This window comes from Flavobacterium fluvii (assembly GCF_900129545.1).
Classification (GTDB): Bacteria; Bacteroidota; Bacteroidia; order Flavobacteriales; family Flavobacteriaceae; genus Flavobacterium; species Flavobacterium fluvii.
On the sequence record NZ_FQWB01000001.1, the window covers coordinates 700,042 to 712,189 of the forward strand.

A 12,148-nucleotide genomic window follows, 5' to 3' on the forward strand; every position below is an offset into this window, starting at 1 on the left:
AACCTTGTAGGTTTAATAATTTACATAACAAAAACACCTGCAAGTTTTTAAAACCTTGCAGGATATTAAACCAAAACTATGAAAAATAAAAAATTAATCATCGCAGGAGTTTTTAGCCTGATTACCATTGGAACCATGAACGCACAAAAAAAACCACATTTAGACAAAACAAAACCCATTGAAGAACGCATTTCTCTGTTGATGAAAGAAATGACACTCGAAGAAAAAGTGGGACAAATGAACCAATACAACGGTTTTTGGGAAGTAACGGGCCCAGCACCAAAAGGAGGAAATGCCGAATTGAAATACAAACATTTGCGAGACGGTTGGGTGGGTTCCATGCTGACGGTTCGTGGAGTGAAAGAAGTGCGTGCCGTACAAAAAATAGCCGTCGAGGAAACCCGATTGGGAATTCCATTAATTATAGGTTTTGACGTGATTCACGGTTATAAAACTTTGAGTCCAATTCCGTTGGCAGAAGCCGCGAGTTGGGATTTGGAAGCCATCAAAAAATCGGCCAGTATTGCAGCAGACGAAGCCTCGGCATCGGGAATCAACTGGACTTTTGGTCCAATGGTCGATATTTCCCGCGAGGCACGTTGGGGAAGAGTGATGGAAGGTTCCGGCGAAGATCCTTTTCTGGGAAGCAAAATTGCAACGGCTAGAGTCAAAGGTTTTCAAGGAGAAACCAGGGCCGATTTAGCGAAAGTAAATACCATTGCGGCTTGTGCCAAACATTTTGCTGCCTACGGTTTTGCCGAAGCTGGAAAAGAATACAATACCGTTGACATCGGTAATGCAACGCTTTACAATACTGTTTTGCCACCATTCAAAGCGGCGAATGATGCCGGAGTTCGTACCTACATGAATTCCTTCAATATCCTGAACGGCATTCCTGCAACTGGAAGCCCCTTTTTGCAAAGAGACATCTTGAAAGGAAAATGGAAATTTGACGGATTCGTGATTACCGATTGGGCATCAATTCGAGAAATGATTTCGCACGGTTTTGCCAAAGATGGAGCCGAAGCTTCGGAAAAAGCCGTAAAAGCGGGATCGGACATGGACATGGAATCGTATTTGTATGTAGCCGAATTGGTAAAATTGGTCAAAGAAGGAAAAGTAAAAGAAACTTTGGTTGACGATGCCGTTCGAAGAATTCTTCGGGTAAAATTCGAATTGGGTTTGTTTGACGATCCATACAGATATTGTGACGAGAAAAGAGAAAAAGCCATCATTGGCAACAAAGCCAACAACGACGGGGTTTTGGATATGGCCAAAAAATCGATCGTCTTGTTGAAAAACGACAAGAATTTACTTCCGCTAAAAAAATCAGGACAAAAAATCGCCTTGATTGGGGCTTTGGCCAATGACAAAAACAGTCCTTTGGGAAGTTGGAGAATTGCTGCCGACGACAATTCCGCCGTTTCCGTTTTGGAGGGAATGCAACAGTACAAAGACAATCAATTAACTTTCGAAAAGGGAGCTGATTTAACCATTGGAAAAACGTCTTTTGTTGCCGAATTGGTTTTCAACACCACCGACAAAAGTGGTTTTGATGCTGCCAAAAAAGCAGCGGCCAACGCCGATGTCGTGGTGATGGTTTTGGGCGAAGTGGGTTTCCAGTCTGGCGAAGGACGCAGCAGGACGAATCTGGATTTGCCGGGTGTCCAACAAGAATTATTGGAAGAAATTTACAAAGTAAATCCCAATATTGTGCTGGTTTTAAACAACGGAAGACCTTTGGCTTTGCCTTGGGCTGCTGAACATATTCCTGCCATTGTCGAGGCTTGGCATTTGGGAACGCAAACCGGAAATGCCGTTGCGCAAGTCTTGTATGGCGATTATAACCCAAGCGGAAAATTGCCGATGTCATTTCCAAGAAATGTGGGCCAATGTCCAATTTATTATAACCATTTCAATACCGGAAGACCGGCAAATGTTGATAAAAATGTGTTTTGGTCGCATTATACCGATGTGGAAAAAACACCGCAATTCCCTTTCGGATTTGGATTGAGTTACACGACTTTCGATTATAAAAATTTAAAAATCAATAAAACGGCTTTCGCCAAAGGGGAAGCGGTAAAAGTTTCGGTTGAGGTGACCAATTCCGGAAATTACGATGGAAAAGAAGTGGTTCAATTGTACATTCACGATGTTGCCGCCAGCTTGGCAAGACCGGTAAAAGAATTGAAAGGTTTTGAATTAATCGAATTGAAAAAAGGCGAAACTAAAACCGTTACCTTGACTTTGACCGACAAAGAGCTGGGTTTCTTTGACAACGACGGCAATTATTTGGTAGAATCGGGAACGTTCAAAATTATGGTGGGAGGAAGCTCCGACAAAGGTTTGGAAAGTAGTTTTGAGTTGGAGTAAATCCAGTTTTTTGTCATTTCGACGAAGGAGAAATCACATAGCGAGAGCAACTGATGTGATTTCTCCTTCGTCGAAATGACAACGCTAGATGTTTTTAACCCGATTTGTATTTAAAAACAGGTCGGGTTTATTTGTTTTATACACTTATGAATGCGAACTTTACCCATTATAAAACGGAATATCAAATCTTAAATTGATACAAATGGAATACAATAGATGTGGAAAGAGTGGTTTGAAATTGCCGCAAATTTCCTTGGGATTATGGCATAATTTCGGTTCGGTGGATTCATTCGAAAATGCCGAAAGTATTGCCGTTGCCGCTTTTGACAAAGGAATCACCCATTTTGATTTGGCCAATAATTATGGTCCGGTTCCGGGTTCGGCGGAAACAAATTTTGGTAAAATCCTCAAAAATAATTTTCAAGGAAACCTTCGGGATGAAATCGTGATTTCGACCAAGGCGGGTTACACTATGTGGGATGGCCCTTATGGCGACTGGGGTTCTCGCAAGTATATGTTGTCGAGTTTGGACCAAAGTTTGAAACGAATGGATTTGGAATACGTGGATATTTTCTATTCGCACCGTTTTGACCCAGAAACGCCTTTGGAAGAAACGATGACGGCCTTGGATTATGCCGTTCGAAGCGGGAAAGCTTTGTACGCAGGAATTTCTAATTATCCTCCAGAACAAACCGCCGAAGCGGCAGCAATTTTAAAAGAATTGGGAACGCCTTGTTTGATTCATCAAGTGAAATATTCGATGTTTGTTCGTACGCCCGAAGAAGGTTTGCTGGATGTTTTGGGAGAAAAAGGGATTGGTTGCATCGCCTTTTCGCCATTGGCACAAGGACTTTTGACCGATAGATATCTAAAAGGAATTCCCGAAAATTCGAGAGCTTCAAAAGGAAGTTTTTTGAAACCTGAACACATCACGGAAGAAAAAATTAAGGTAATAGTGGCATTGAATGATATCGCACAAGGAAGAAACCAATCTTTGGCTCAAATGGCTTTGGCTTGGTTACTCAAAGACAACCGAATTACCTCGGTGTTGATTGGTGCCAGCTCGGTGGGACAATTGCAGAACAATATCGATGCCTTGGGGAATATCGATTTTACGCAAGCGGAATTGAACAAGATTGAAGCTATCTTGGCGTCTGTGTAAAATCTATTTACAAATTCTATTATAATAAAAAAGGGAGCGAATCTAAAATTCGCTCCCTTTTTTATTTAGCCGTAATAATCATTGCTAATCCGCCACCGCTTGCTAATCGGTATTTTAGTTTAGTGGCAGCATTTACGGTTATAATTTCCCTTTTGTAATCTACAGCTGCTTTGTCAGCATTTAATCCGTCAGAGAAAATTTCTGCTTCGTATTTTTTGCCTTTTTCAAGGAATGAAAAATCAATTGTTGTTTCCCTGGAATTCCAATTCGTGATTGCTCCCAAATACCATGTAACCCCTTTTTTTCGAGCTATTGACACAAATTTTCCAACTTCTCCATCCAAAGTCACTGTTTCATCAAAAGTGGTCGGTGTTTTGGCAATGAAATCAGTGCTTTCCTGTTCTTTCATATAAGCTGTTGGACTATCGGCCATCATTTGCAAAGGCGCCTCAAAAATGGTGTATAATGCCAATTGATGGCATCTTGTTCCTTGGCTTACCGGGTTCGAGTGACTGGGTTTGAATTCGCTTTTGGTTGCATTGCGCATCGCTCCTGGCGTATAATCCATTGGACCAGCCATCATTCTGATAAACGGAATAGAGCAATCGTAAGTTGGGACATCATCATTTGGCGTCCATTTATTGTTTTCCAATCCTTTTACTCCTTCAAAATTTAGAATATTTGGAAAAGTACGTTGAATTCCTGTTGGTTTGTACATGCCGTGAAAATCCAAAAGCAATTTATTGTCGGCTGCTTTTTGCGCAATGTCATAAACTGAATTCACCATTTTGGCATCGTCGCGATCCAGAAAATCAACTTTAAATCCTTTGATTCCCAAGCTGGCATAATTTTTCAGAATTCCATCCGTGTTTTTGGTCAAAGCCATCCAGGAACTCCACAAAATAATCCCCACATTTCGTTCTTTTCCATAAGCGATTAAAACTTCCAAGTCCACATTTGGGTTGTGTTTCATGATGTCTTCTTCAAGACTCCAACCTTCGTCCAAAACCACGTATTCCACTTTGTTTTTGGAAGCAAAATCAATGTAGTATTTATAGGTTTGGGTATTGATTCCGGCTTTAAAATCGATATTGTAAATGCTCCAGTCATTCCACCAATCCCAAGCCACTTTTCCTGGTTTTATCCAGCTAATGTCTTTAATTTTAGTCGGTTCAGATAATTTTTGGACTATGTCGTTATTGGCTAATGCTGCGTCATTTTCCGAGATTACTACAATTCTCCAGGGGAAGTTTCGTGTTCCTTTGGTTTTAACCAAATAATCGGCTCTTTCGGTAATCAATCGGTTGATGTTGTTGAATCCACCATTTTTTTCCTGCAAGGGATATTTGGAAAAACGACTTTCAAAACCTGACTTGGAATTGTTGTTGGTTACAAACAATCCAGGATAATCTTGAAGATTGGCTTCGAGAAAAACAGCTTTTTTATGATTTTTATAATCAATCAAAAACGGTAAAAATGCTAAAGTATCTTTGGCAAATTCGCTGATTTTTTTGTTTTCGTAATGCGATTCGAATGAAGAAATATAAGGGTCTTTCGGGTTTCTTAAATCGCGGACATACGGCATCAGCGTATTGTAATCCTGATTGAAATTTAAAACTACTTCTTCGTTTTTTACAGTTATGTCCTTTTTCTTTTTAGTGATAAAACGATAGGTAACTCCATCATCAAAAGCGCGATATTCAATGCTGAAATCATTTTTAAAGTTTAATGTCAGCTGATTGTAATTGTTTTTAACCGATTTTTTTTTGTAAAAAGGAGATTCAAATGAAGTGTCAACTGTCTCTTTTTTCGAGTTTAAAACAACTGTATTCTTTCCTAAAACTTCATTTTCGCCAATCGTCAATGACATTGACGATGGAGCCAAAACAACATCTTTTTCATGCGAAACAGTCCAAGTTATTTTGTCATTGACGGCAATCGCAGCTTGAATTTTTCCGTTTGGGGAATTCAAGCTGAAGTCTTGTTTCTTTTGGGCAAAAGAAAGATTGAAGAGAAATAGCGCAAAGAGTAACGAGATAGTTTGCCTCATTAATTTTTGAATTTAGAATTGTACTTTTTCACGATTTCCAAAGTCGATTTATCCGAAGAAAAAACACTGTTCAAACCTTGTGGTTCTTGCGGTGGATCGGTGGTCAAGGGATCTCCGGGCTTCCATTTCCCGTCTGGGGTAACGGCTTTTCCTTCGCCACCAAATCCCCAAAAATTAGCCGCTTGCAATGGACCATTATTGTTGCGACTTTCCAGGATTCTATTAAATACATAATTGTAAAAAACATCTCGATTGGCAACAGGTGAACTGGAAACCAAGCTTTCGTTTTCTCTTGGCAAACCAAATTCTTCAATGATGATGGGTCTTTTCAGATTTTGCGCTACTTTGATGTGAGCATCAATATATTTCCCTGCATTTTCCAATGTAGTTGGCAAAGTTTTTTCGGCATCTTCGGCTTTGTACCAATTCCAGTTTTTGGGCCAAATGTGCATCGTCAAATAATCGATATTCGGGTTTTGATGCGTTCTTTCGAAAATTTCTATCTTGTCGTTCGAACTATTCAAACCTTCGGAACCGGTAGAAATCAAATGGTTTTTGTCCAAGCTATCCATCAAGTTGACAATGTTGTTGAGCCAAAGAGTAAATTTTGCTTCGTTTTCCACCGTAAAAAGTCGAGGTTCGTTGCCCACTTGCCAAGCCATAATGGTGTTGTCCTCGGTATATTTTCTTTTGGTGTAGGTGTTTGTTCTCGTCATGATAAACTTCACGTGATTGTTCAGGGCTTCCATGCAAGGTTCGCAACTGTGGAATTTTTCGGTGTAAGACATATACTGCGGCCAAGTATTTGGTGGGATTGCCGGAACAGGAATTGGACCTTTTCCAGACCATTCCAGATATTGTGACATTCCACCGGACCATTCCCAGTTGTTGGTCAAATACAAAACGGCGTACATCTTGCGTTTGCCCATTTCGGCAATCAAGAAATCCAATCCGTCCAGCAAGTCTTGGTCGTATTTTCCTTGTTCGTATTGCAAAGCGGGACGAACTGTGAAGTCGTATTTTCCGCCATCGGCACCCACCAAAATTCGCAGGTTGTCAATGCCGTTTTTTTGCATCAAATCCAGTTCCCGCAACAGTCTTTTTCGGTCGCCCACTTTCTTGGAAGCCAATAAACTTCCGTACCAATAATTGGTTCCAATATAGGAATAGGGTTGATTTCCTTTGAAAAATTGGGTTCCTTTGACCGTGATTCTAGGTTGCTGTTTTTGGGAATAACCTATGGTGGTTAAAAAGAAGACGAGTAGAAATGTGAAGATGGAATATTTCATTTGTTTCAATTAATTAGGGTAATATAAAATTAATTCTTGATTCTGTGAATCAATTCGATGCAAGCCCTGCTATTGTGGTACGGACATTTCCAGAAACCGGCTTTGTCTTTTTCGATCAACGAATAATCTTCATAAACACCCCAAAACCATTCGCCATTTTGTTTGTCGAGAAGATGATTTTTTACAAATTCCCAATTTTTCAAGACGATGTCGAGGTAGTTTTCGTTGCCGGTAAGTTCGTAGGCGTTGAAAAAACCAATCATTAGTTCGGCTTGTGGCCACCAATGTTTTTCGGCAATCAATTTGTTGTGTTCCGGTTCCAATTCGTACCAAAGTCCGCCATCTTGATCAATGCCTTCAATGGTCGCATCGGTCATTTGGATGGCGTATTTTTTGTAGCGTTCGATTAAAGCTTTGTCTCCAGAAATTTCGGCACATTGCAATAACAACCAAGCGGCTTCGATGTCGTGTCCATACGAAATCACGTCCGGTTTTTCGACCCAGTTTTCGTCAAAAAACAATCGTAAATGTCCTGTTTCTTCGTTAATAAAATGCGTTTCAATGACTTCGAGCAATTCGACAATATCCTTTTTCAAGGTTTCGTCTTTCCAGACTTTGTACAAATTCGCATAGCCTTCGACAATATGCAAATGGGTATTCATTGTCTTTTTTTCGTTGGCATCCTTGTCGCTCAAACGCAAATCTTCGATAGGTTGCCAATCGCGGGTAAAAGCTTCGAAATAGCCTTTGTGGATTGGATCGCAACTGTATTCTTGAATTTTTTTGTATAATGAAATGGCCAATTGCAATGCTTTTTCGTCTTTGGAAATGGCATAATATTCGGTCATTCCATAAATGGTAAAAGCCAGGGCATAAATTTGGTTTTTGGTGTCTTTTGGAGAAGTATCGGCGTTGATGCTCCAATAAATTCCACCAAATTCCGAATCATAAAAATACTCTATGATAAATTCAAAAGCTTTTTTGGCAATTTTTTTATATGCATCGTCTTTAATGATTTTGTATGCCGCAGAAAATGACCAAAGTATTCGTGCGTTTAAAACGGAACCTTTTTCAGCTTCAAAATTTTTGTATTCGTTGCCATCTATTTGACCAATAAAACCGCCATTTTTTTGGTCAATAGCCTGCTTTGACCAATACTCGAGAATGTTGTCGAGTTCAGTGGTTAATTCGGTTTTAAGATTTTTTAATTTGTCGGGCACTATTATTTAATTTCTTTGTTTTTGTTGACTTGTGCAATAATATTGTTCACGGAACCTGCGGATATAAAGGTGTCTTGAGGCGTATTCATCACATAATCCACTAATTTTTCAACAGAGGAAACAGCCACGTGCATTCTGGTGTCCGAGGAAGCGTAATAGATTAAAACGGCATCATTTTCGTCAGCAATCCAGCCATTCGAAAACAACACATTCGACACGTCGCCAACTCTTTCTGAACCTTCAGGAGCCATAAAATGTCCTGCAGGAACATGGGTTACTTTTGAAATGTCATTCAAATCGGTCATGAATATGTAAAGGGTATAGCGCAATCCGGCTGCCGTGTTTCTTACGCCGTGTGCCAAATGTAGCCAACCTTTTTTGGTTTTAATTGGTGCCGGTCCCAAACCATTTTTTAGTTCATAAATGGTATGGTATTGTTTTCCGAAAATAATTTGCTCGTCTATTACAACAGGGTTTTTCATGTCGTCGATATAGCCCAATCCAATTCCACCGCCACTTCCCACATCGATAAATCCGTCTTGTGGTCGAGTGTACAAGGCATATTTTCCTTTTACGAATTCAGGATGCAAGACCACGTTTCTTTGTTGGCCCGTGTTCGAAATCAAATCTGGTAAGCGTTCCCAATTGATTAAATCTTTGGTGCGCACAATTCCCGCATTGGCAATAGCCGAACTGGTATTGCCTTTTGGGGCTTTCGGGTCTTTTCTTTCGGTGCAAAAAATGCCGTAAATCCAACCGTCTTCGTGATTGGTCAAACGCATGTCATACACATTGGTGTCTGGTTCTTCGGTTTGTGGAATCACGCAAGGCTTTTCCCAAAACTGGAAATTATCAACTCCATTCGGGCTTTCGGCAATGGCAAAAAACGATTTTCTGTCCACGCCTTCCACACGGGCGACAAGAACATAGCCGTTTTTCCATTTCATTGCTCCGGCATTAAAGGCTGCATTGATGCTGATGCGCTCCATCAAAAAAGGGTTCGTGGCTTGGTTCAAATCATAACGCCATTCAATAGGGGCATGATTCCGTGTCAGGACGGGATTTTTATATCTGTTGAAAATGCCATTTCCCACAACGGATTGAGGTTCGTTTTTTTTCTCGATTAGTTGTTGAAACTCTTTTTGAATTTCAGTTTTTCTTTTCTCGAAGGCTGTATTTGGAGTTGTTGTATTCATGTATGATAGTGCTAAAATCGAATATTAATTTGCTGTATTTCTTTTGTCGTTTAATTCGTGTCCAATTGTTTCCAGTTTTTCTTCGGTGAGCGGATAGAATAGTATGAAAAGTACCGAAATTGCCGCTGCCGTTGCCGGAAGAATGCTCAACATCAACTGGATTCCGTTTTGGGTTACCGCAGTTTGTTCCACATTGGCTTGAAAGCCGTAATATCCCAAAAGCCATCCTGTTGCGGCTCCACCAATTGTCCATCCAAATTTTTGCGACATCGAGGAAGCGGAAAAAACAAGTCCCGTGGCTCTTCTTCCTTGTTTCCATTCTGAATAATCAGCACTGTCGGCATACATGGACCAGATTAACGGGAAGATGCAACCCGCGCAAATGCTGATCAGTACTTGGAAAACCATAATCAGCAGCACGTCTTCTTTTCCAAGAAAATAGAAGATGACGCTTAGAACAGCCGCCATTGCCATTGCTCCGAAAAAGGTGTTTTTTTTGCCTATTTTATTGGCAATCGGGGTGGCTGCAATTACTCCGACAATATTGGCTGCTTGCCCTAAAACAAAGTATAAGGAAGTGGGCGTCATGGCAAAATTCTCTCCAAAAGCATTGAAACTGTAGCTTACCGTGCTGCTCACATAGTATTTGAAATAATAAACCGCAGCTCCATCACGAATGGAATTAAAAATCAATGCGCCGATTCCCGCACCTAAAAGAATCCACCAAGGCTTGTTTTTCAAGAGGTCGTTTAAATCTTCTTTCAAGTTTGGTTTTTCGTCAGAAATAGGTTCCACCCTTTCTTTGGTCAAGATAAAACAAGACCAAAAGAAGGTAGTAGTTATGATTCCGAAAACAATTATGGTGTATAACCAACCGGTTTTGGAATTAAGATTGCCTCCAAAATGGGTTACCAAAGGTTCTATCAACCAAAGAGCCAAAAGACTTCCGCCAAAGGCAAAAACCATTCGATAAGAAGAAAGCGTCGTTCTTTCTTTTCTGTCCGATGACATTACTCCAAGCAAGGAAGCATAAGGAACATTGATGATGGAATAGATCATCATCATCAACGAATAGGTTACGTAAGCATAAATTATTTTTCCTTTTTCGTCAAAATCGGGCGTGTAAAAAGTCAGGATGCCTATCAATGCAAATGGAATGGCTGTCCATAAAAGATAAGGCCTGAATTTGCCCCAACGCGTTTTGGTTCGGTCTGCCATAATTCCGACAAATGGGTCAAAACAAGAATCCCAAATCCGTGTAATCAAGAACATGGTTCCAACAACGGCGGGTGCCATTCCGAAAACATCGGTATAAAAAAACATGAGATACATGCTGAATATTTTCCAAAACATCGAGGAGGCGGCATCTCCCAATCCGTAACCAATTTTTTCTTTTAAGCTAACTTTGTCTTGCATTTTTTGGGTTTTATCGTCTTTGGATTAGTAAATTATTTTTTATAAATTTTTTCTTTGGCAAGGTCTTTCTCGAATAAAATTTGGTCCAGATGATAAAAATCGACAAAATCTTTTTCGCTCACTTGGCCTTTGTAGGGCGCATAATAATGCATTTTTTTCTCGCTTTCCTGCCAGCCGTGGTTTCTCCAAACCAAAACATAGGAAATTTTATAATCGCCAATGGCTTTCATCAAGGTATTTGTCCACCATTTGTCAAACGGAATTGCCTCGTAACCCGTTTCGGCAAAAGCCGTGATTTTGTTTTGCTCCTTGGCCACTTCGTCCATTATCTTGAACTGGCTTTGGCAATTTTCGACGAAGGAATTGTCTTTTGTAGGGTCGCTGTATTGGTATTTGTCAAAACTCAAAACGTCGGCATAATCCAATCCTGGATAATATTCCAAGAATTCTTGTTTGGACTTAAAATCAGCCGTGTTGTACACATAGATTAAATTATGAATCCCTTTTTCTTGAAAATACGCCATCGAGAATTTCCACAAAGCCTTGAATTCTTCCGGGCTAGCATTGTTTTTGCACCACCAAAACCAAGTCCCGGTCAATTCGTGATAAGGACGATATAAAATTGGAATTGGTTTTCCGTTTTTGTCTTTCAAAGTTGAAATAAATTTTACGCCCTCGTCCAACCAAGACTTGAATTTTTCGTGACTTTCACCTCCAGGCAAAGCCGATGTCAATGATTTTGGAGAAATGTCCCAAGCATTTTTTCCAGTTAACGGATTGTCGAAATGCCAGCTAAGGGTAATAATTCCGCCTCGAGAATGACCTTCTTTAATGTATTGTCGCATTTTGTCAAAAGGAACGCCATCAATATTCTTGTCTGATTTTTTTTCCAACCCTGCAAGATCCCAACCATACACCGCGGGATAATCTCCCGTAACTTCTTTTACGTCGCTTTTCCCTGCTTCATATTTCCAGTTTACGCCATAGGCCAAATCGTCTTGGTGGCCAAACAGGATTCCTTTATGGTTTAATTTTTTTAAATTGTTGTACAATACCTTGGTTTCTGGTGTTGCTTTTTTGTCTGAAAGAGACGATTTAGTATCAGTGGTTTGTGCTTTTGAAGGACATAAGAATCCTATTGACAAATAGATACAAATTACCGTTATTTTTTTTCTCATGAAATTGGTTGTTGTTTTGAAAGCCGTAAAAGGCCATTTTTTAACCACAGGTTTGTTAATTCGGTTATTTTTGAATTGTAATAAACAAAAATATTTTTGAATAGTATTGTCAAAATTATAAAAAGTTGACTTATTAAAAGAGATTAATGTTTTTTATAAATAGTAATCCTAAAAATACTGTAATTATATATTTCAAAGATAATTTGATGATTCTATCTGAAACAATATTATTTTATCAATTTTATATCATATTATTGCATATAA

8 protein-coding genes are annotated in these 12,148 nt (G+C 39.7%); 2 read left to right on the forward strand and 6 right to left on the reverse strand.

All coding sequences use genetic code 11. The features are described from left to right. Window positions 1-78 precede the first annotated feature (78 nt). Together bglX and BUC16_RS02985 are read left to right on the forward strand one after the other, a co-directional pair. Window positions 79-2,373 (forward strand): beta-glucosidase BglX, encoded by a 2,295-nt coding sequence (gene bglX, locus BUC16_RS02980; protein WP_073367820.1) that lies wholly within the window; start codon window positions 79-81, stop codon window positions 2,371-2,373. A 202-nt stretch (window positions 2,374-2,575) separates the two neighbouring features. Continuing rightward, window positions 2,576-3,535 carry an aldo/keto reductase gene (locus BUC16_RS02985; protein WP_073367821.1) on the forward strand — a complete coding sequence of 320 codons (960 nt, stop codon included), beginning with the start codon at window positions 2,576-2,578 and terminating at the stop codon, window positions 3,533-3,535. Window positions 3,536-3,596: 61 nt separating this feature from the next. Here the strand turns inward: BUC16_RS02985 and BUC16_RS02990 are convergent, their stop codons facing one another. From BUC16_RS02990 to BUC16_RS03015, 6 genes are read right to left on the reverse strand one after another with little or no spacing between them, the layout of a single operon-like run. Continuing rightward, window positions 3,597-5,585 carry a retaining alpha-galactosidase gene (locus tag BUC16_RS02990; RefSeq protein WP_073367823.1) on the reverse strand — a complete coding sequence of 663 codons (1,989 nt, stop codon included), beginning with the start codon at window positions 5,583-5,585 and terminating at the stop codon, window positions 3,597-3,599. Beyond that, the gene (locus BUC16_RS02995) at window positions 5,585-6,874 is read right to left on the reverse strand and encodes a glycoside hydrolase 5 family protein (RefSeq protein WP_073367824.1); all 1,290 of its coding nucleotides are present in this window, start codon (window positions 6,872-6,874) and stop codon (window positions 5,585-5,587) included. Before BUC16_RS02995 ends, BUC16_RS02990 begins: the two co-directional genes overlap by 1 nt. Window positions 6,875-6,903: 29 nt before the next feature. After that, window positions 6,904-8,094: an AGE family epimerase/isomerase gene (locus BUC16_RS03000; RefSeq protein ID WP_073367826.1), complete on the reverse strand. Its 1,191-nt coding sequence runs from the start codon at window positions 8,092-8,094 to the stop codon at window positions 6,904-6,906. Between the two features lie 2 nt (window positions 8,095-8,096). Beyond that, window positions 8,097-9,290 carry a glycoside hydrolase family 130 protein gene (locus BUC16_RS03005; protein WP_073367827.1) on the reverse strand — a complete coding sequence of 398 codons (1,194 nt, stop codon included), beginning with the start codon at window positions 9,288-9,290 and terminating at the stop codon, window positions 8,097-8,099. A 24-nt stretch (window positions 9,291-9,314) separates the two neighbouring features. After that, the gene (locus BUC16_RS03010) at window positions 9,315-10,706 is read right to left on the reverse strand and encodes an MFS transporter (RefSeq protein WP_073367829.1); all 1,392 of its coding nucleotides are present in this window, start codon (window positions 10,704-10,706) and stop codon (window positions 9,315-9,317) included. 32 nt (window positions 10,707-10,738) lie between these two features. After that, window positions 10,739-11,884, reverse strand: coding sequence for a glycoside hydrolase family 26 protein (locus tag BUC16_RS03015; protein WP_073367830.1), 1,146 nt, complete (start codon window positions 11,882-11,884; stop codon window positions 10,739-10,741). Window positions 11,885-12,148: the final 264 nt, after the last annotated feature.

Coding starts and splice junctions, on each gene's coding strand:
- bglX (WP_073367820.1), top strand. CDS start 79: ATGAAAAATAAAAAATTAATCATCGCAGGAGTTTTTAGCCTGATTACC.
- BUC16_RS03010 (WP_073367829.1), bottom strand. CDS start 10,706: ATGCAAGACAAAGTTAGCTTAAAAGAAAAAATTGGTTACGGATTGGGA.
- BUC16_RS02995 (WP_073367824.1), bottom strand. CDS start 6,874: ATGAAATATTCCATCTTCACATTTCTACTCGTCTTCTTTTTAACCACC.
- BUC16_RS02985 (WP_073367821.1), top strand. CDS start 2,576: ATGGAATACAATAGATGTGGAAAGAGTGGTTTGAAATTGCCGCAAATT.
- BUC16_RS03005 (WP_073367827.1), bottom strand. CDS start 9,290: ATGAATACAACAACTCCAAATACAGCCTTCGAGAAAAGAAAAACTGAA.
- BUC16_RS02990 (WP_073367823.1), bottom strand. CDS start 5,585: ATGAGGCAAACTATCTCGTTACTCTTTGCGCTATTTCTCTTCAATCTT.
- BUC16_RS03015 (WP_073367830.1), bottom strand. CDS start 11,884: ATGAGAAAAAAAATAACGGTAATTTGTATCTATTTGTCAATAGGATTC.